General features: G+C 70.6%; 19 protein-coding genes and 1 pseudogene. 15 read left to right on the top strand and 5 right to left on the bottom strand.

All coding sequences use genetic code 11. The annotated features are described in order from the left end of the window. Positions 1–31 precede the first annotated feature (31 nt). Positions 32–781 (bottom strand): IclR family transcriptional regulator domain-containing protein, encoded by a 750-nt coding sequence (locus QP939_RS47845; RefSeq protein ID WP_285453583.1) that lies wholly within the window; start codon positions 779–781, stop codon positions 32–34. 97 nt (positions 782–878) lie between these two features. Here QP939_RS47845 and QP939_RS47840 point away from each other — a divergent pair, with 97 nt between their 5' ends. From QP939_RS47840 to QP939_RS47800, 9 genes are all read left to right on the top strand, one after another. Then, entirely contained in the window at positions 879–2,135 is a 1,257-nt protein-coding gene (locus QP939_RS47840; RefSeq protein ID WP_285453582.1) for an aromatic ring-hydroxylating dioxygenase subunit alpha, read from the top strand. Further along, the gene (locus QP939_RS47835; protein WP_285453581.1) at positions 2,135–2,599 is read left to right on the top strand and encodes an aromatic-ring-hydroxylating dioxygenase subunit beta; all 465 of its coding nucleotides are present in this window, start codon (positions 2,135–2,137) and stop codon (positions 2,597–2,599) included. The genes QP939_RS47840 and QP939_RS47835 overlap by 1 nt, the downstream gene beginning before the upstream one ends. Continuing rightward, positions 2,596–3,567, top strand: a complete 972-nt coding sequence (locus QP939_RS47830) for a PdxA family dehydrogenase (RefSeq protein ID WP_285453580.1) — start codon at positions 2,596–2,598, stop codon at positions 3,565–3,567. The genes QP939_RS47835 and QP939_RS47830 overlap by 4 nt, the downstream gene beginning before the upstream one ends. Continuing rightward, positions 3,564–4,571: a 2Fe-2S iron-sulfur cluster-binding protein gene (locus tag QP939_RS47825; protein WP_285453579.1), complete on the top strand. Its 1,008-nt coding sequence runs from the start codon at positions 3,564–3,566 to the stop codon at positions 4,569–4,571. Before QP939_RS47830 ends, QP939_RS47825 begins: the two co-directional genes overlap by 4 nt. A 39-nt stretch (positions 4,572–4,610) precedes the next feature. Further along, the gene (locus QP939_RS47820) at positions 4,611–5,957 is read left to right on the top strand and encodes an MFS transporter (RefSeq protein ID WP_285453578.1); all 1,347 of its coding nucleotides are present in this window, start codon (positions 4,611–4,613) and stop codon (positions 5,955–5,957) included. Positions 5,958–5,994: 37 nt separating this feature from the next. Further along, positions 5,995–6,675, top strand: a complete 681-nt coding sequence (locus tag QP939_RS47815) for an alpha/beta fold hydrolase (RefSeq protein ID WP_285453577.1) — start codon at positions 5,995–5,997, stop codon at positions 6,673–6,675. 217 nt (positions 6,676–6,892) lie between these two features. After that, a complete protein-coding gene (locus tag QP939_RS47810; protein ID WP_285453576.1) occupies positions 6,893–7,345 on the top strand; it encodes a MarR family winged helix-turn-helix transcriptional regulator in 453 nt (150 codons plus the stop codon). Continuing rightward, positions 7,342–8,727, top strand: a complete 1,386-nt coding sequence (locus tag QP939_RS47805; RefSeq protein WP_285453575.1) for an MFS transporter — start codon at positions 7,342–7,344, stop codon at positions 8,725–8,727. The genes QP939_RS47810 and QP939_RS47805 overlap by 4 nt, the downstream gene beginning before the upstream one ends. Before the next feature lie 23 nt (positions 8,728–8,750). After that, a complete protein-coding gene (locus QP939_RS47800) occupies positions 8,751–9,044 on the top strand; it encodes a DUF1330 domain-containing protein (protein WP_285453574.1) in 294 nt (97 codons plus the stop codon). A 33-nt stretch (positions 9,045–9,077) separates the two neighbouring features. On the opposite strand, the gene QP939_RS47795 is transcribed toward QP939_RS47800, so the two are convergent. From QP939_RS47795 to QP939_RS47790, 3 genes and pseudogenes are all read right to left on the bottom strand, one after another. After that, the gene (locus tag QP939_RS47795) at positions 9,078–9,233 is read right to left on the bottom strand and encodes a hypothetical protein (protein WP_285453573.1); all 156 of its coding nucleotides are present in this window, start codon (positions 9,231–9,233) and stop codon (positions 9,078–9,080) included. A 14-nt stretch (positions 9,234–9,247) separates the two neighbouring features. Beyond that, the gene (locus tag QP939_RS52115) at positions 9,248–9,355 is read right to left on the bottom strand and encodes a DUF1330 domain-containing protein (protein ID WP_352249450.1); all 108 of its coding nucleotides are present in this window, start codon (positions 9,353–9,355) and stop codon (positions 9,248–9,250) included. Between the two features lie 191 nt (positions 9,356–9,546). Further along, positions 9,547–9,942, bottom strand: a pseudogene (locus QP939_RS47790) (transposase family protein); the annotation flags it as partial. Between the two features lie 673 nt (positions 9,943–10,615). On the opposite strand from QP939_RS47790, the gene QP939_RS47785 reads away from it, so the two are divergent. From QP939_RS47785 to QP939_RS47765, 5 genes are all read left to right on the top strand, one after another. Beyond that, positions 10,616–12,463 (top strand): hypothetical protein, encoded by a 1,848-nt coding sequence (locus QP939_RS47785; protein WP_285453572.1) that lies wholly within the window; start codon positions 10,616–10,618, stop codon positions 12,461–12,463. A 54-nt stretch (positions 12,464–12,517) separates the two neighbouring features. After that, positions 12,518–14,203 carry a hypothetical protein gene (locus QP939_RS47780; protein WP_285453571.1) on the top strand — a complete coding sequence of 562 codons (1,686 nt, stop codon included), beginning with the start codon at positions 12,518–12,520 and terminating at the stop codon, positions 14,201–14,203. A gap of 23 nt (positions 14,204–14,226) precedes the next feature. Beyond that, positions 14,227–14,433: a hypothetical protein gene (locus QP939_RS47775; protein WP_285453570.1), complete on the top strand. Its 207-nt coding sequence runs from the start codon at positions 14,227–14,229 to the stop codon at positions 14,431–14,433. Positions 14,434–14,445: 12 nt separating this feature from the next. After that, positions 14,446–14,673, top strand: a complete 228-nt coding sequence (locus QP939_RS47770) for a hypothetical protein (protein WP_285453569.1) — start codon at positions 14,446–14,448, stop codon at positions 14,671–14,673. Between the two features lie 134 nt (positions 14,674–14,807). Continuing rightward, on the top strand, positions 14,808–16,067 hold the full coding sequence (locus QP939_RS47765) for a YeeE/YedE family protein (protein WP_285453568.1): 1,260 nt from the start codon (positions 14,808–14,810) through the stop codon (positions 16,065–16,067). Positions 16,068–16,344: 277 nt separating this feature from the next. On the opposite strand, the gene QP939_RS47760 is transcribed toward QP939_RS47765, so the two are convergent. Next, a complete protein-coding gene (locus QP939_RS47760) occupies positions 16,345–17,049 on the bottom strand; it encodes a helix-turn-helix domain-containing protein (protein WP_285453567.1) in 705 nt (234 codons plus the stop codon). 150 nt (positions 17,050–17,199) lie between these two features. Here QP939_RS47760 and QP939_RS47755 point away from each other — a divergent pair, with 150 nt between their 5' ends. Then, positions 17,200–18,372, top strand: a complete 1,173-nt coding sequence (locus tag QP939_RS47755; RefSeq protein WP_285453566.1) for a cytochrome P450 — start codon at positions 17,200–17,202, stop codon at positions 18,370–18,372. Positions 18,373–18,379: the final 7 nt, after the last annotated feature.

The raw sequence follows: 18,379 nt of genomic DNA, 5'->3' as shown, positions 1-18,379 counted from the left end.
TGCCCGGGACAAGCCCACGTCGTCGACCTGGTCAGAGCTGGCGGCCGAGCAGGTTCGCCTGCCGCTGCATGATCGGCCCGAACCGGGTCCGCAGCTCGTCGACGGAGACCCGGGCGGCCGACGCGCTCACCGACATCGCGGCGACGACTCGGCCGGCCGGGTCGGTGACCGGTACCGCGATGGAGATCAGTCCCAGCTCGAGCTCCTCCTCGCTGATCGCCACGCCTTCGGCGCGAGCGTGCTCGACGCGTCGCTTGACGGCATCTGCGGTCACCGGCGTTTTCGGTGTACGTGCTGGGAAATCGCCGGAGTCGAGGTACTCGGTCAGCTCGTCGTCGGCGAGGCCCGCGAGGAGGACGCGTCCGGTAGCCGAGGCGTAGAGCGGCACCCGAGCCCCAACGCGTACGCCGGTGTTGACGATGCGCGTGCCCTCGCTGCGCGCGATGAAGAGCGATTCGCCCGCCGAGAGGACCGCGAGCGACGCTGACTCGTCCACCGCGTCGCGGACGGCGGTGAGGTGCGGCCGGGCTAGCTGGGGCAGCTGGACGGACTCGCCGTAGGTCGCGCCGAGGCGCAGTACCCGTGGTGTGGGGGCGAAGAACTTGCCGTCGAACGTGACGTATCCGAGGTCCGTCAAGGTCATCAGGCAGCGCCGGGCCGCTGCCCGGCTCAGGCCGGTGGCGCGAGCGGCGTCGCTGATCGTCAACCGCGGCGATGACGCGCCGAACGCCTCCAGCACTGCGAGTCCTTTGGCCAGTCCTGCCATCACCTCTGCGGTCATGCGCACATCTTTCCTTGACATCGCGGACAGCGGCGACTCTACTACCGGTGTTCGGATTATAGACATGTGTTCGTTATTCGAACAAGAGAGGAGTGTCGTGGTTGTCAGGACACCGTCACCGCGGAGCTGGCCCCGGTCGCTGACCGAGGTGCCGTACTGGGTGTTCCAGGACGAGGACGTCTACCGGGCCGAGCAGGAAAAGATCTTCCACGGCCCGTTCTGGAGCTACCTGTGCCTCGATGCGGAGCTGGCCGAGCCGGGCGATTTCTGCGCCACCTTCATCGGTGAACAGCCGGTGCTCGTGACCCGGGACGTCGACGGTCAGCTCTACGCCTTCGAGAACCGCTGCGCCCACCGCGGCTCGCTGATCGCCATGGAGCACTACGGGCACGCCAAGGACTTCACCTGCGTCTACCACGCCTGGACCTACAACCTCCAGGGTGACCTCACCGGGGTCGCGTTCGAGGAGGGCATCAACGGCAAGGGCGGCATGGGCCAGGACTTCTGCAAGGCCGCGCACGGTCCGCGCCGGCTGCGGCTGGCGACCGTCCACGGCCTGGTCTTCGGCAGCCTGGACAACGACGTCGCCGAGATCGAGGAGTACCTCGGGCAGGAGATCCTCGACCGGATCGAACGAGTCCTCGGTGGACGGAAGCCGGTCGTGCTGGGTCGCTTCACCCAGATGCTGCCGAACAACTGGAAGCTCTACGTGGAGAACGTCAAGGACTCCTACCACGCCAGCATCCTGCACCTGTTCTTCACCACGTTCGGGCTCAACAAGCTGAACCAGAAGGGCGGCATCATCGTCTCCGAGAACGGTGGCCACCACGTGAGCTGGTCGGCGATCGACCGGGACGCGGAGACCGGCGAGCACTACAAGAGCCAGAAGATCCGCTCCGACAGCGAATACCAGCTCGAGGACCCGTCCCTGGTGGACAGCTTCAGCGAGGTCGGCGACGACATCACCCTGCAGATCCTCTCGGTTTCGCCGGGGTTCGTGCTCCAGCAGATCCAGAACTCCGTCGCGGTCCGGCAGGTGCTGCCGACCGGTGTCGATTCCACCAGGCTCAACTGGACCTACCTCGGGTTCGCCGATGACACCGAGGAACAGCAGCTCATCCGGATGAAGCAGGCCAACCTGGTCGGTCCGGCGGGGTACGTCTCGATGGAGGACGGTGCCATCGGCGGCTTCGTCCAGCGGGGCATCGCCGGTGCGGGCGACGAGTTCGCCACCGTCCAGATGGGTGGTGACCAGGCGGTCTCCAGCGAGAGCCGGGTCACCGAGGCGTCGATCCGCGGCTTCTGGAAGCTCTACCGCGAGGCGATGGGCTTCACCGTCGAGGAGGACGCGTGATGGACGCGTTCACCATGATCAACCGGGCGCAGGGCAGCTATGTCCGCGCGATCGACGACGGCCCGATCGACGAGTGGCCGGACCATTTCACGGACGACGCCTTCTACAAGGTGACCACCGCGGACAACCACCGCCGCGGCCTGCCCGCCGGGCTCATCTGGGCGAACAACAAGGCGATGCTCAAGGACCGGATCTCCGCGCTCAAGGAAGCCAACATCTACGAGCCGCACTCCTACCGGCACCTGCTCGGCCAGCCGGCGCTCCTCGACGAACGCGCGGACGGGGCGACCAGCGAAACCTCGTTCCTCGTCGCGCGGATCACCGGCGACGGGCCCACCGACCTGTTCGCCAGCGGGCGTTATCTCGACGAGTACGTCTTCACCGACGGCAAGGCACTGCTCGCGAAGCGCGTCGTGGTCTGCGACAGCTCCCGCATCGACACGCTGCTGGTGCTGCCGCTGTGAGCCGCCTTCTGCTCAGCACCGGTGACCCGAACGGCATCGGTCCCGAAATCGCCGTGAAGGCGGTGGCGCGACTCGGTGCCACCGCGCCGGTGATCGTGGGGGACCGGTGTGCCGTCGAGGCCCCCGCCGAAGCATGCGGTCTGCGACTGCGCGCGGCCGAACCCGGAGCGCTCGCCGAAACCGGTGTGTGCGACGTGATCGACGTCGGTGCGCTCTCGGCCGACGAGCTGCGCGTCGGACAGGTGCGGGCCGAGGCCGGCGCCGCCACCATCGCCTACGCCAGGGCCGCCGTCCGGCTCGCGAGTGGCGGCGGGTTCCGCGGCGTCGTCGCGGGCCCGCACTCGGAGACCGCGGTGCACGCCGCCGGTATCGCCTTCGCCGGCTACCCGCCGCTGATCGCCAAGCTCACCGGCGTCCCCGAGGAGCGTGTCTTTCTCATGCTCGTCGGCGGCGGCCTGCGCGTCGCCCACGTGACACTGCACGTCTCGATGGCCGAGGCACTGCGGCGGCTGACTGTCGAGCTGGTCACCGAAGCCGGCCTCGCACTGCACCGCGCACTCGGCTCGATGGGTGTCCGCGGTCCCCGGCTCGGCATGTTCGGCATCAACTGCCACGCCGGCGAGGGGGGACTGTTCGGTGACGACGACCTCCGGGTCACGGCCCCGGCCGCCGAGCGGCTGCGAGCCGCCGGCGTCGACATCACCGACCCGGTCGGCGCGGACGTTCTGCTCGGCGATCCGCGGTGCGATGGCTACTTGGCGATGTATCACGACCAGGGCCACATCCCGGTCAAGCTGCTGGCCGGCCGTGGCGCGGCCGCGGTCGCCATCGGCGCCGGTGTCCCGTTCGCCAGCGTCGGTCACGGCCCGGCTTTCGACATCGCCGGCCAGGGCGTCGCCGATCCGAGCGCCTTGCTGTCCGCACTGAGCCTGTTCGGCAACGCACCGCAGGAGGCCGTGACGCGATGAACACCATCAGCGTGACCGACACCGACATCACTTTTCCTTGCGAGCCGGGACAAACCGTGCTCGACGCGGCGGAGGCGGCCGGCTGGGCGATCCCGTACTCCTGCCGCAAGGGCGTGTGCGACACGTGCCTCGGTGGCATCACCGCCGGTCCGGTCACCGTTCCCGGCACGGGCTCGATCCGTGGTCCCGCCGACGGGATCCGGTTGTGCCGGGCCACCCCGGCCGGCGACGTCGAGATCCACCCGCGCCGCATCAAGGCGAGCACGCCACCGGTGCGGAAGCGGCTGACGACCACCGTCCACCGCAGGCGTCAGGTGGCGCCGGGCGTGACGATCCTCGACCTGCGCTACCCCATCGGGCGGCGGACCCCGTTCCGCGCCGGACAGTTCCTGAACGTCATCCTCGACGACGGCGACACCCGGTCGTACTCGCTGGCCAACGTCCCGCACCACAACGACCTGGCTCAGCTGCACGTCCGCCACGAGCCGGGTGGGGTGTTCTCGGCGAAGATCCTGAACCAGCTGGAATTCCACGACACCGTGGAGATCGAGGCGCCGTTCGGCGAGTTCTTCGTCGAGGACACCGCCGAGCCGATCCTGCTGCTGGCGACCGGGACCGGCTTCGCCCCGATGCGGTCGATCATCCTCGACCACATCGCCCGGCGGCTGACGACCCCGGTCCACTTGTACTGGGGCGGCCGGACCCGCGAAGACCTCTACCTCGCCGACACCGTGGCGGAGTGGGCCCGGCGGTATCCGTGGCTGCGCTTCACCCCGGTCCTCTCCCGCGCCGACGCCGCCTGGACCGGTGCCGTCGGCTGGGTGCAGGACGCGGTCCTGGCCGACTACCCCGAGCTGGGAGCGCGTCACGTCTACGCCTGCGGCAACGAAGCCATGACCGTCGCCGCCCTCGACACGCTGACGCGGGAACGCGGACTCGATCCCGAACGGTTCCACGCCGACGCCTTCGTCCCCGCCACCGGCACCCGCCCGGCCGCGCCCTGAGCCGAGCCGGCGCCACTCCCACCCGCTGTGGAGGTTTCCATGTCAGCAAGTACCACCGGACAGTCGCGGACGCTGCGGTTGCCCGGGTTCATCGACGAACGCCGGTCAGGCCGGTTCCAGCTCGGCATCGTGCTGCTGTGCGGTCTGGTGATGTTCCTGGACGGCTTCGACACCCAGGCGATCAACTACATGGCGCCGGCGATCACCAAGGACTGGGGGCTCACCAAGGCCGACATGGGGCCGATCTTTTCCGCCGCGCTGGTCGGCCTGATGATCGGCTACCTGGTGATCGCTCCGCTTTCGGACAAGTTCGGGCACAAGCGGCTGGTCGTCGCCGGCACCCTGCTGTTCGCGCTCAGCACGCTCGCCTCGGTCTGGGTGCAGAACCCCGAGCAACTGCTGACACTGCGTTTCGTCACCGGCATCGGCCTGGGCGCGACCACCCCGAGCACGATCGCCCTCACCGCCGAGTACAGCCCCAAACGCTTGCGGGCCAGCTTCGTGCTCGCGATCTACGTCGGATTCTCGATCGGCTTCGTCGCGGCCAACTACGCGGCGGACTGGCTGATCCCCACCCACGGCTGGCGTTCGGTCTTCGTGGCAGGCGCGGTGCTGCCGCTGGTTCTGGCGCTCGCGTTGCTGGTGTGGTTGCCCGAGTCGCTGTCCTTCCTGATTCGCCGCGGCCGGCAGCCGGCGGCGTACGCGGTGTTCCGCAAGATCGATCCTTCGCTGCCGGCGCTCACCGATCCGCGGATCGAGGCCGAGAACTCCGCCCAGGGGGAACGGGTCAAGCTCCGTCAGCTCGTTTCCCGCGGGCAGCTGCTCGGCACCGTCCTGCTGTGGATGGTTTTCGCGCTGAACCTGGCGATGTTCTACGGCCTGCAAAGCTGGCTGCCGACCATCCTCGCCGACCACGGCTACTCCAGCGGCACCCTGGCGACCGCGTCCTCGATGACCACGATCGGCGGTATCGCGGTGGCCTTCGTGATCGGGCCCGCCATGGACCGGCTCGGCGCCTTCGGCAGCCTGGCGACGCTCTACTTCGCCGGCGGTGCCTTCCTGGCGCTGATGACGGTCGCGTTGGGCGCACCGGTGTGGTTGCTGCTGATCGCCATCTTCCTGATCGGGTGCGGGGTCAGCGGCGGGCAGAAGAGCGTGATCGCGCTGGCCTCCGTTTTCTACCCGGTCGAGGTGCGGTCGACGGGCGTCGGCTGGGCACTCGGCATCGGCCGGGTCGGCGGCATCCTCGGACCGCTGATCATCGGTGCGGCGCTCAGCGGTGGCTGGAGTGCCCAACTGGTGTTCCTCGCGCTCGTGGTGCCCTCCGTGGTCTGCGGGACTTTGGTGCTCTACCTGGGCCGGAGCGGCAAAGCCGCCGCCCGTTGACCGCATTTCGATCCACTGCGATTCAAAGGAGAATCAGATGGACTACGTGCTCGTCCACGGCGCCTGGTTCGCCGGATGGAGCTGGGACCAGGTCGCCGGCTTGTTGCGGGCGCGGGGCCACGGCGTGCACGTCGTGGAGCAGTTGCCCAGCGGGGGAGCGGACCCCGCGAAGCTCGGTGACCTGCCTGCCGACGTGGCGCACGTGCGTGCCCTCATCGACGACCTCGGCCGCGACGTCGTGCTGGTCGGGCACTCCTACGGCGGCATGGTGGTAACCGAGCTGGCCGGCCATCCACGCGTGCGCCACAGCGTGTTCGTCACCGCGTTCCGCCCGAAGCGAGGGCAGACCCTCCTCGACGTACGGTCACCGCACCCCGTCGAGTTTCTCGTGCCGGACGACGACGGCACGATTCGGGTGATCGACGACGTGGCGCTGGCGCGGGAGGTGCTCGCCGCCGAGCTCGACGAAACGGCCTTCGCGGAGGCGCATGGCCGGCGGGGCGTGCAAGCACTGGTCAGCTTCACCCAGCCCGGTACCGAACCGGAGCGCACCCACCCGGTCACGTACGTCCTGTGCGAAGAAGACAAGACGATCTTCCCCGCGGACCAGGAGAAAATGGCCGACGGCGCCGACCACGTCGTGCGCCTCCGGGCCCCGCACCTGGCTCCACTGACTCACCCGCGCGAGCTGGCCGAGCTGCTGGCGGGCGTGGATTGACGGCTGGCGAGCGTCCGGGATCGAGGCTGGAGTCCCCGACCCCGCGGGCCGATCTCCAGCTCCTGGCAGAACCGGCGTGCCGACCTTGGTACCGGCGTCGGCTCGCGCCAGACCGTGATCCGGGGTCTCGAGCGGCAGGTCGGTCAAACGCGCCGCCTCCGCGCTGACCCACAGTCATTTACATAGACCATAAATATAAATGTGCTATGTTTCGCGGGTGAGTCGTCAAGACGCAGCTCGTGGCGCGTCCGCCGCCGTCGGGGCGGCCCTCTACGGCCTGGCCACCAGGGCCGCGCGACGCCTGCCCCGGGACATGAGCCTGACTTCCGCCGCCACCCTGGCCACCCTGGACCGGACCGGCCCGCGGCGCATCACCGATCTGGCCGCCGTCGAGGGCGTCACCCAGCCCGCGATGACCGCCCTCGTCCGAAACATGGAGGAGGCCGGCCTGGTCGAGCGGCGCGGTGACGCGTCCGACAAGCGGGTCACGCTCGTGTGCCTGACCGAGGCCGGTGCTTCCTACGTCCGGACACGGCAGCAGGCGGGCGTCTACGCGTTCGAGCGCTTGATCGGCGAACTCACCGGCGACGAAATCGAGGCGCTGGTGGCGGCCCTTCCGGCGCTGAAGCACTTGGCAGAGCTCGAAAGCCGCGAAGGGCCGCGGCAGTGAGCGGCACGCGGCTGCTGGTCCCCGCCCTGGTTTTCATCGCTCTGGTCGTGGCGGCGGTCGCCAGTCTCGGCACGCCGCTGATCACCAGCGTGGCGACGTCGTTCCACGTCTCGCTCGACAGCGCGCAGTGGACGCTGACCGTCGCGCTGCTCAGCGGTGCTGTCGCCACGCCGGTCCTGGGGCGGCTCGGAGCCGGCCCGCACCGGCGGGCCACGATTCTCGCCACGCTGGCGGTCGTCGTCGCCGGCAGCGCGCTCACCGTGCTGCCGCTGCCGTTCGCGTGGCTGCTGGCCGGCCGGGCGGCCCAGGGCGTCGGGCTCGGGCTGACGGCGCTGATGATGGGCGTGGCCAGGGACCACCTCCCCGAGGAGCGAGGCGCGGCCGTGATCGCCCTGATCTCGGTGGTCTCGATCATCGGGGTCGGCGTCGGCTACCCGCTGGCCGCACTGCTCGCCGATCTGGGTGGAGTACGGGCCGCCTACGGCCTCGGGCTGCTCGTCACCGCCGCTGCCCTGCTGACGGCGTGGCTCTCCGTGCCCGACGCCCCCGAAGGCCGCTCCGGCCGCGTGGACGTGGCAGGCGCGGTCGTCCTGGCCGCCGCGCTGTTGCTGGTGCTCTTCCTCGCCGGCGAACGGAATCTGTGGAGCGGGCACCTCGCCGTGGCGGCGGGCCTCGCCGTCGTCGCGGTGGTGCTGCTGTGCGTCTGGGCCGTCATCGAGCTGCGCAGTTCGACGCCTCTGGTCGACGTGCGGGCGGTGCGGCACCCGGCGGTCGCCGGGGCGAACCTCGCCATGTTCGTCGGCGGGATCGGCATGTACCTCCTGCTCACGCTCATCACCCGGTACGCGCAGACGTCGCCCGGCGCCGGCTACGGCTTCGGGCTGACGACGTTCGTCGCGGGGCTGGTCCTCATCCCGTTCTCGGTGCTGGGGTTCGTGGCGGGCAAGCTCACGTCCCGGGTCCGGACGCGGATCGCCGCCCCCCCCCTGCTCCTGGCCGGCAGCGCCGTCGTGGTCGGCGGCGGGTTCGCCCTGTTCGCGGCGGCCCGGTCGAACCTGGCCGAACTGTTCGCGGCGATGGGCGTGCTCGGCTTCGGCGTCGGCGGTTTCTCGGCCGCGATGCCCGGCGTCATCCTGGCCGTCACGCCCAAGAGCGAGACTTCGAGCGCGATGAGCTTCAACTACGTCGTCCGCAGCGTCGGGTACTCCCTGGGCAGCGCCATCGGTGGCCTGGTTCTCGCCGCGGGGACCGGCTCGGGCCACCTGTTCCCCGACAACAGCGCGTACACGACCGCGGCGCTGGTCGGTGTCGGCGCCATGGCGGTCACGACGCTGACCAGCCTCGCGCTCGTCCGCCGACGCTCGTCCGAGATCGACCCGTAAGTCATTCCACCACAGGAGGTTCCATGCCCAAGGGCTACTGGGTCAGCGTCTACCGCACCATTTCCGACCCGGAGAAGCTGGCCGCGTACAACGAATTGGCGGCCCCGGCGGTCAAGGCCGCGGGCGGCCGGACGATCGTCCGAGGCGGCCGCGTCGTGGCGCACGACGCGGGCATCGCCGAGCGCACGGTCCTGGTCGAGTTCGACAGCTTCGAACAGGCCGTCGCGGCGCGCGAGAGTGCGGCCTACCAGGAGGCGCTGGTCGCACTTTCCGATGGCGTCGAGCGCGATTTCCGCATCGTCGAAGGCATCGACTGACCGAGGCCCAGCCGGATCTTCACGGAAGGACGGCTACGCCCCGGGGCCGGACCTGAAGGCGATCGCGGCGGGCGGGGTCGACCCGGCCTCGCCGTTGCGCGCATCAAGGTCAACGCGGTGACGTCCGTCCACTGGGCCACCGTCGTCGATGATGCCGAAACCGGTGGGTTGTTCGACGACGAAGGCCACCGTGGGGGAGTGGTCTACGGACCGGTCACGGAATCTCCACCGTCGAGCGGCACGAGCTGCGCGCCGGCGCACGCGGCCTGACGGATCGTCGTCGCGCGCTGGTACTCCGGCGAGTGGTACATCGCGAGTGCCACGTCCATCGAGGGGAACCTGTCCAGGAAGTCCTGCTCGAACTGCATTTCCCCGCCAGCTGGACCCGGCCACGTGGCCCAAGCCGGCCGCCTCGGCCCAGGAATCTCATCGCGCGTTGGTCAAGGCGCTGCGCGAACACGACGCCGATTCGGCGGCCGAGGACGCCGATGCCGGCGGCGTGGTAGGCCTTGTCGGCCAGCGTGGTCAGGCCTTGCCCGGCGGCGGCGGTCAGGGCGCCGACGATGTCCAGGTCGCGGGCGGCGGAGAGGTCGTTGCGGGAGCCGGGCAGCACCGGAGAGACCCAGAGCGGGAACCCGTCGGGGGTGGCCAGGAACTGGATGTTGCCGCCGAAGGCGCGGTGCTTGCCGGAGTACCACAGATGCACGGTGGCCCCCCGGTTGCGGCCTTTGGTTTTGATCGTGGTCGCCGCGACCCGGTCACAGGTGATCAGCGTGCCGTCGAGGATGACGTGGGTGTCCCCGGTGGCCCGGCGTTCGTGCAGGACCTGGTGCAGGTCCGGGGCGTGGGCGGCCAGGGCGGTGATCGCTTCGTGCAGGTAGCGGTAGGCGGTAGCCACGCTGATCCGGTGGTCGGTGGCCAGGCGGTGGATTGGGGTGGCGTCGCGGAACCAGCGCAGCACCAGCACCGCCTGCCGGTACGGGGTCAGGGCCCGACGGCCCCGGCGGGTGCCACGGGCCCGGCGCGCGGTCCGCAGGACACGCGCAACGAACAGGGTCAACTCGCGCGCCACATCAAGCGTGGCACCATAGCTAATCACGTGGGGCCTCTGGAATCTCGGACTCGGTCTTCGCAAACTCAGTCCTACCAGCGGCCCCACGCCTCACCTGCGCACAACACACCCAGCCCCAGCCCTACTGAGAAAACCTCAATCGGAACTCGTGACTGCAGGACTTCAGGCTCGGCCGCGCGACCGCCTGTGCGGTCTTCACTCACAAGGGTGACATCTCATTCTTTGATCACGGTTTGACGGTCCGGGCAGCGCACGCGACCATTTGGCCCATGTCCGGTTTCGTCCGTCTGGTGCAGCGGCGTCACGTTGATCTGCGCCACCAGGCCAGCGCACTCTGTAGGACTTTCTGACGGTTCTCCGCCTTCGGGCGGCTTTCCACCGCGCGCCGGTGGTTTCCGGGCGCGCGTGGCAACTCCGGTCTTCCCTCTTTTCGCGTGTCCGAAAGGAGGGAAGAAGTGTCTGTTCCGTTGTGCCTGTTCAAAGGAATCAGGGAGAATGCATGTCGTTGAAATCGCTCCGGTGGCGAAAGGTGGTGACCGGAGCCGCGGCACTCGCTCTCGCCGTCGGCGCCGTCACGTACACCGGCTCGGCCACCGGCGCCTACGCCGACGTCCAGACCATCACCGACGCGAAGACCGCGTCCGACGGCAAGCAGTACTGGGTGCGGAACCACCTGGTCACGAAGGACCTCGCCGCCGATTCGCGTTCGGCAGGCGGTACGCCGAAGAAGTGGCTGCTCGTCTGGGCCGGTGACGAAAACATCGCCGACACGCTCGTCAAGGACGTCAAGAACCTGCCGGGCACGCTCGGCGGTGGGCTCAACAAGGTCAAGAACGCCTTGCCCGGCCCGGACTTCCTCGCCGTGATCGACGCGACGCAGGGTTCGCCGACCTACGGCAAGGTCGTCAACACCGCCACCGTCGGCCCGCTCGTCGAGAACGAGCCGCACCACATGCAGTACGTGTGGCACAAGGGCGACACCGTCTACGCCGGGGCGCTGTTCGCCGCGGCGACCTACGCCTTCGACGTCAGCGCGTTGCCGCAGTTGAAGCTCAAGGGCGTCAGCCTGCCGACGAACACCCTGGGCGGCAGCGTCCCGGACGCGTACTGGGTCCTCAAGGACGGCACCGCGTACGGCACGTACATGGGCGGTCCGGTCGTGCCCGGCCCGCACGCCTACGCCGACGGCTCCACGCAGGTCGGCAACGGCTTCGCGGGCAGTCCCGGCGAGGTCGTCCACTTCGGACAGAACGCGCAGGTGCTGTCCGAGTCCCCGGCGGCGACCCCGCAGGGCGACAACGCCAAGCTGTGCGACAACCTGCCGCAGCTGGGCAAGCCGACCTGCGCCAACCCGCACGGCATCCAGGCCCGCGAGGACCTGAACACGCTCGTCACCAGCGACTACGCCGAGCCGCGCAACATCATCCTCGACCCGGTGAAGCAGCCGTCGCCGTACCTGCGGCGCCCGACCGTGCGGACCTGGGACATCTCCGACCGCGACCACCCGAAGCTGAAGTCGGTGTCGTACCTGGCCGACGGCCCGCGCGCCGATCCGGCCGACCCGCTGCACGCCGAAAGCCGCGCGGTCATGGAGACCACGGTGACCAACCTGCCGGGCCACAAGGGCGCGTTCGCCCAGACCATGCAGGGCGGCGCGGTGTTCTACACGCCGGACATCACCGCGGCCGAGCCGCACTGGATCGAGGTGTTCGACGACGGCGCGGCGAACAAGTCGATCCACGCGAACAACGACTCGAACGGCGCCAGCTCCAACGGCGGCTGGATCCAGACGAGCCCGGACGACAAGTACCTCTACCGCGCGATCGTCGGGCGGCAGAAGGGCACCCTCTCGGCCGACGACCCCGGCACCACCGGCGGCGTCTACGTCCTCGACATCCGGAAGCTGGTCGACGCCGGCGACCGGATCGAGGACATCGAAGGCCGGATCGACACGAAGGCGAAGGCGCAGCAGGGCGGGGGCGGCGACCTGCCGACCGTCGTCGGCGCGGCCCCGATCAACCCCGGCACGCCGGGCGCGGGCCCGCACTGGGGCGCCTACGACAACTTCGCGCTCGGCGACGACGGCTTCTACCACGAAACGACGTCGCCGCAGCACCTCGCGGTGTCGAACTACTTCGTCGCCCGGTCCGGTTTGGACGGTGACCACAAGGTCAACCTGCTGAACCTCGGCCCGGACGGGAAGGTGTCGGTCGACTCGGACTTCCGAGACGAGTTCACCGGCCAGGTCGGCATCAACTTCAACCGCAAGTCGTGGCCGCACGGGGACTTCGGCAACGCCAAGCCGCACTCCGAGCTGTTCGTGGTCGCCGACGCGAACGTCAAGTAGCCGACGCGGGCGGGGTCGTCCGCGACCCCGCCCGCACCTCTCCGGAAGGTCCCGATGGAACACGACCACTCCACGCCCACCGGTTCGTCTACTGTGGACCTGCTGGCGTTGATCCTCCGGCTCGCCCTGCTGCTGTCCACGGCGTTCCTCGCCGGCGGCGGCCTCCTGTGGCCGCCGGGGCGGCGGCCGCGTCTCGCGCTGTACGTCCTCGGCGGCGTTTCGGTGCTGCTCGCCGTGGCGTCGGCCTTCGCCGTCGAAGTCAACGTCGTCGCGGTGGCGATCCACGTGGTGCTCGCGGTGGCGGTGCCGGTGCTCCCGCGGGCCACTCGCTGGACGTCGTTCGCGCTGCTGGTGCTGCTGGTGCTCGAGACGTCGCTCGGCGGGGCCGGCGTCGAGTTCGCGCTCGACTCGGTGTTCGTCGCCGGCGCGGCGGTGTGGTTCGGCTTCGCCTTGTCCGGGCCGGTGCCGACGACGGCCATCCGCCCCGGGCCCCTGGCCATCACCCTCGGCGGCCTCCTGGTGCTCGCCGGCGCGGTGCGGTTCGGGCTGTCCGGCCTCGGCTTCGACCGGCGGCTCCACTCGACGCTCTTCGGGCTCGCCGTCCTGGCCGTCGTGGTCCTTCCGCTGGTGGTGAGCGTGCTCGCCGCGGTGGTCAAGGGCCGTGCGTACCGGCTGGGGGTCGTCGGCATCGCCCTCGGGTTCCTCGCGTGGAGTGCGCTCGGCGCGATCCCGGTGCCGCCGCCGCTGCCGGTTCCGGGCGTGCCGCTGCTCGCCGACAACGCCGGGTTCCCGGTGCTGGTCAGCCCGCAACGGCCGGGGCACAACGTCGTGCATTTCCCGAAGAGCGCGGGCAACGACCTCTCCGCCGGGGTCCGCGGTGGCCTGGTCACCCAGGCCGTCGCGCGGCCCGGCGCCGAGGGCACCTGGGCCGATGTCGAGCTCCCGCCCGGGCGCAGCGACCTTGAGATCCGCCGCGGCGGCACGACGACGGTCGTCGAGGTCGACGCGGGGGAGGCCCCAGGCCCGCCGATCACCGATGCCGACGCGCCGGAATGCGCTTCGGCGGCGCTCGGGAGCCTGGTCGCGGGCCGCGCCGAGGTGCTGGCGTCGTGCCCGTCCGACGTGCTGTCACCGGACGACGCCGGGGCGCTGGTCAAGCTCGTCGAGTTCCTCGGCGAGCGCAAGCCGGCCGGGATCACGCTGGTCGGGGACGACTCGCCGCGGGGCGCCGCGGCCGCGAAGCTGGTGCGCGAGACCGCGGCGCGCACCAGGCTGGCCGTGCGGCCGGACGCCGGTCCCGACACCGCGCTGGTCGTCGTCTCCGGCTGGGCCGCCGGGTACACGGCGATGACCCGGGCGGCGGAGTCGCAGCGCCTCCAGCCCACCCACCAATACGGGCTCTACCTGGCGCCGTGGCTGCTCACCGGGCCGATCGTCAACGCGGTGGCGAGCGCGTCGCTGCCACTGCGGTTCGACCCGCGGGAAGCGACCGCGGTCGGGTACGCCGTCGCGGTCGGCGACCGCTTCGGGGGCGAGAACCCGACAGCCGGGGGCTTCCGGAACTGGCTGGGCGCGGACCGGCCGGCGGCGGACGTGCAGATCTTCGCCGCCGCCCAGGTCAACGCCATGCCGATGTACCCCACCGAACCCCACGCCACCGGAATGGTGATGGACCGCGACTACGCGGGCCAGTGGGTGCCCGACGGAACCATCGTGCCGATCACGTCGGTTCTCCGCTGAAACCCTGTGAGGAAAGGAAAAGCATGAAGCGTCTTGCTGCCCGCCTGCTGCTGCCGCTCGTCGCGGCGACGGCGTTCACCGGCCTCGCCGCCGGTGTGGCGTCCGCGGCCCCCACCGACGGCTCTGTCTGGCTCGTCCCCGGCGTCGATCTCGGCAGCGTGCTCGGCCCGCTCGGCCAGCCGGTCGACCTGCTCGCCCCCGTCTTCGGCCTGATCACCACTGTTTCCTGAAAGGCGCGAACCATGAAGAAGAACCTCGCCCGCGCGGCCGGTGCCGCGGTCCTCGCCGGTGCGGCCCTGCTCGGCGCGGCCGCGCCGGCGCTCGCCGCCACCCCGGACGTCGTCGTGGTCGACGAGCCGGACACGAGCGGCCTGAACAACATCTGGACGTTCGCGCCGCTCGGCGTCCCGGTGCTCGGCCTGATCCAGTCGGTCAACGGCGTGCCGGGCAAGCTCCTGCCCTCGCTCTGACCCTACGGCGGCCCCTCTCCGCGAGGGGCCGCCGCAGGGCAGCCCTGGCGCACGGACCTCTCGTGGACGTCCCGCGGTTCGGTGGCACCGGGCGACCCGCATCCCTTGATCCCCATGTCCTCTTTGGAGTGTCGATGTCCACGTCCACCGAGCGGAACTTCCTGCTCAGCTCGCCCACGTCGTGCGCCGCGCCGCGGCCCGCGCCCGAAGAACCGGTCCGGGTGGTGCCACTGGCCCTCGCCGCCGTGTTGTCCGCCGCCCTGAGCTGGTACGTCTGGGCGTCCTACGGCGCCAAGTACGGCGCGTTGCTGGTGGTCGGGCTGCTCCTCGGCCTGGCCCTGTTCCATTCCCGGTTCGGCTTCACCTCCGCGTGGCGGCAGCTGATCGCGGTCGGCAACGGCGCCGGGCTGCGCGCGCACACCCTGTTGCTCGGCACCGCGGCGACGTTGATCGCCCTGATCGCGGGGACCGGAGCGGGGCTGTTCGGCGGCACGCCGAAGCTCACCGCCGGGCCGATCGGGCTCGCGCTGTTCGCCGGAGCGGCCCTGTTCGCGGTCGGCATGCAATTGGGCGGCGCCTGCGCCTCGGGCACGCTGTTCGCCGTCGGCGCCGGCCAGTCCACGATCGTGCCGACACTCGGCGGCTTCATCGCCGGCTCGGTGCTCTTCACCTGGGCTTACCCGATCTTCACCGGCTGGCCGCAGGTGTCCGGCTTCCTGCTGGCCGACCACGTCGGCTGGTGGGGCTCCTGGGCGATCACCGTCGCCGCGCTGCTGCTCGTCGTCGTGCTGACGCGCGTGGTCCAGGCCCGCCGCACGCCGCCTCCGGTCGACGCCGTCCCGACCGCGCGGGGCTTCGCGCGGGTGTTCCGCGGTTCCTGGCCGCTGCTGACCGGCGCGGTCGTGCTGGGGGTGCTCGCCGCCGTGGTGGTGCTCGTGTCCGGCAGCCCGTGGGGTGTGACGTTCGCGTTCGCGCTGTGGGGCGCCAAGCTGCTGCAACTGGTCGGCCTGCATCCGGAAACCTGGGAGTTCTGGCAGAGCACGACCAACGCCAAGGCGCTGGCGAGCCCGATCTGGACGGACAAGACGAGCCTCACCGACATCGGCATCATTCTCGGCGCCGCCGTCGCCGCCGCGGCCGCCGGAACCTGGAGGATTCGCGCGGAGATTCCCTGGCGGACCGCAGCCGCGGCCATCCTCGGCGGAATCCTCATGGGCATCGGCGCACGCCTCGCCGGTGGCTGCAACATCGGCGCCTACCTGGCCGGAATCTCCACCGGCAGCCTGCACGGCTGGCTGTGGGGAGCATTCGCACTCGGTGGGACCTGGGTCGGGATCCGGCTCCGCCCGCTGTTCGGCCTGACCAATCCCCAACCCACCGACAGCATCTGCTGAGTCATCGAGCGGAGCTCGTAGCTGGTCCTGTGCCACGGGCCGCGCAGTTCGCCGACTCGGCCCCTGAGGGGACGTCGCGCCGGATTCACCTTCGTCCCGTGAGCCGAGGAAGATCGGCCAACTCCGTTCCGCGAGCCGCCTGGCAGCCTCGCAGCCGAGGCCCTTGTCGGCTCCGGTGATCAGGACCGAGGTCTGTTCTGAATTCGTCATGCCCACTGGGCACCGCTCCCTGCCTTCTGGTGACGGCTTGCGAGCGGCGTCATGCCGGGCTTGGCGGTCAGGGCTTGGCGGGCAACGGTTTTCGCCAGTGTTCGGCCGCTTGGACCATGTCCCGCCGGACGTGCTCGAGCCACTCGCTGGTGGCGTGCAGCCGGGCCCCGGCCGACGTGTTCCCGCCGAAGAGTTCGGCGCCCTGCCTGGTGACGTCGGCCCACAGCGCCATGCCTTCCATGCTGGCCAGCCAGGCCTGGTGCCACACGTGGTCGTCGACCAGGTAGCGCTCGCGCCGGCCGTCCCGCTCGCGCCGGAGCAGCCCGCGCTGTTCCAGCCAGGCCACCGCCTTGGAGACCGAGGCCGGGCTGACCTGCAGGCGGGTCGCCAGCTCGGCGGCGGTGAGACTGCCCGACTCGGTGGTGAACAGGCAGACCAGGACTCTCGCCATCATCGCCGGGACGCCGGTCCGGGTGGCCATCCGCGCGAACAGCGCCTCGAACTCACGGCGGGCCCGCGGGTCGGCCGGGTCGGCCGCGGGCGCCGGGCCGGCCGGGGGCGAGACGGTGACGCGGCGCCGGGCCCGCCACTGGGTGGCTTGCTGGGCGCGGCCGGCGCAGTAGGCGTGCGCGCCGCCGTTGCGGGCCACCTCGCGGATCACCGTCGACCTCGGCCGCCCCAGCCGGCGGGCGATCTCGGCGTAGCTCAGGCCTTCCGCCAGCCCGGCGGCGACGTGCCGGCGTTCCTCGTAGCTCAGTCTGCTGCCCGGCATCCGGTCCTCCCGATCGGTGCATTAGCTCGCACGTCATTGCATCAATTTCCAGGACTCTACCTGCCTATACGCTGATCACAGTTTGCTGGCGGAGGAAATTCGACCTTAGTGTTCCGCGTGCTGTGAAGGGTTGACGGAAAGGGAACCGCGGTGACCAGGACACTGCCGACCGAGCGGCCGGCCGACCGGCCGTTCGACCCACCCGCGGGGCTGCGCGAGCGGGGCCCGCTGAGCAGGCTGGACTACCCGGACGGGCACACGGGCTGGCTGGTCACCGGTCACGCCCTGGTCCGGGAGGTGCTGGCCGACCAGCGGTTCAGCGCCCGGGCGGAGCTGCGGCACCTGCCGGTCCCCGGCGCGCCGGGCGGTGACCAGCCGGCGCCGCCGGGGATGTTCGGGTCCATGGACGCGCCGGAGCACACCCGGTACCGGCGTCTTCTCGCCGGCCAGTTCACCGTCCGCCGGATGCGCCGGCTGACCGAACGGATCCAGGTCATCACCGACGAGCACCTGACCGCCATGGCCGAGCGGGGCAGCCCGGCGGACCTCGTGCCGGCCCTGGCCCGGCCGCTGCCGGCCCAGGTGATCTGCGAGGTGCTCGGCGTGCCCTACGCCGACCGGGACCGATTTCACCAGCACGCGCTCGACCTGTTCCGCTTGGACAACACGCCGGAGCAGGCCGGCGCGGCGTACGCGGCGCTGCACGGGTTCATCGGCGAGCTGGTCGAGGCCAAGCGGAAGACGGCCACCGACGACCTGCTCAGCGGCCTGACCGAGAGTGACCTCACCGACACCGAGCTGGTCAACATCGGGTTCACCTTGCTGGGCGCGGGACTGGACACCACCACCAACCAGCTGGCGCTGGGCGTCTTCGCCCTGCTCGAACACCCCGCCCAGCTCGCCGCGCTGCGGGCGGACCCGGGCCTCGCCGACCGCGCGGTGGAGGAACTGCTGCGCTACCTGAGCATCATCCCGTTCACCGTGCGCACCGCGCTGGAAGACGTGGAGCTGGGCGGCCAGCGGATCGCGGCGGGCGAGGCGGTCACGGTGTCCGTGCCGGCGGCCAACCGCGACCCGGCGCACTTCGCCGACCCGGACGTTCTCGACCTGCTCCGCAAGACCAGCGGGCACGTGGCTTTCGGCCACGGCATCCACCAGTGTCTCGGCCAGCAGCGGGCCCGGGTGCAGCTCCAGGTGGCGCTGCCCGCCCTGCTGGGCAAGTTCCCCACGCTGCGGCTGGCCGTCCCGGCCGGGGAGATCGCGCCGCGTTCCGACATGCTCATCTACGGCGTGCACGAGCTGCCCGTCGCCTGGGAGGACTGACCCGTGC

This window comes from Amycolatopsis nalaikhensis (genome assembly GCF_030264295.1).
In the GTDB taxonomy this organism is placed as follows: Bacteria; Actinomycetota; Actinomycetes; order Mycobacteriales; family Pseudonocardiaceae; genus Amycolatopsis; species Amycolatopsis nalaikhensis.
Note: the sequence above shows the minus strand (reverse complement) of the source record. Positions and strands in the feature narration are given on the sequence as shown.

Excerpts from the sequence above, each read along its gene's own strand:
- QP939_RS52115 (WP_352249450.1), bottom strand. The coding sequence starts at position 9,355 with ATGTACCACTCGCCGGAGTACCAGCGCGCGACGACGATCCGTCAGGCC.
- QP939_RS47770 (WP_285453569.1), top strand. The coding sequence starts at position 14,446 with ATGAAGAAGAACCTCGCCCGCGCGGCCGGTGCCGCGGTCCTCGCCGGT.
- QP939_RS47765 (WP_285453568.1), top strand. The coding sequence starts at position 14,808 with ATGTCCACGTCCACCGAGCGGAACTTCCTGCTCAGCTCGCCCACGTCG.
- QP939_RS47785 (WP_285453572.1), top strand. The coding sequence starts at position 10,616 with ATGTCGTTGAAATCGCTCCGGTGGCGAAAGGTGGTGACCGGAGCCGCG.
- QP939_RS47825 (WP_285453579.1), top strand. The coding sequence starts at position 3,564 with ATGAACACCATCAGCGTGACCGACACCGACATCACTTTTCCTTGCGAG.
- QP939_RS47760 (WP_285453567.1), bottom strand. The coding sequence starts at position 17,049 with ATGCCGGGCAGCAGACTGAGCTACGAGGAACGCCGGCACGTCGCCGCC.
- QP939_RS47845 (WP_285453583.1), bottom strand. The coding sequence starts at position 781 with ATGACCGCAGAGGTGATGGCAGGACTGGCCAAAGGACTCGCAGTGCTG.
- QP939_RS47775 (WP_285453570.1), top strand. The coding sequence starts at position 14,227 with ATGAAGCGTCTTGCTGCCCGCCTGCTGCTGCCGCTCGTCGCGGCGACG.
- QP939_RS47780 (WP_285453571.1), top strand. The coding sequence starts at position 12,518 with ATGGAACACGACCACTCCACGCCCACCGGTTCGTCTACTGTGGACCTG.
- QP939_RS47815 (WP_285453577.1), top strand. The coding sequence starts at position 5,995 with ATGGACTACGTGCTCGTCCACGGCGCCTGGTTCGCCGGATGGAGCTGG.
- QP939_RS47820 (WP_285453578.1), top strand. The coding sequence starts at position 4,611 with ATGTCAGCAAGTACCACCGGACAGTCGCGGACGCTGCGGTTGCCCGGG.
- QP939_RS47835 (WP_285453581.1), top strand. The coding sequence starts at position 2,135 with ATGGACGCGTTCACCATGATCAACCGGGCGCAGGGCAGCTATGTCCGC.
- QP939_RS47800 (WP_285453574.1), top strand. The coding sequence starts at position 8,751 with ATGCCCAAGGGCTACTGGGTCAGCGTCTACCGCACCATTTCCGACCCG.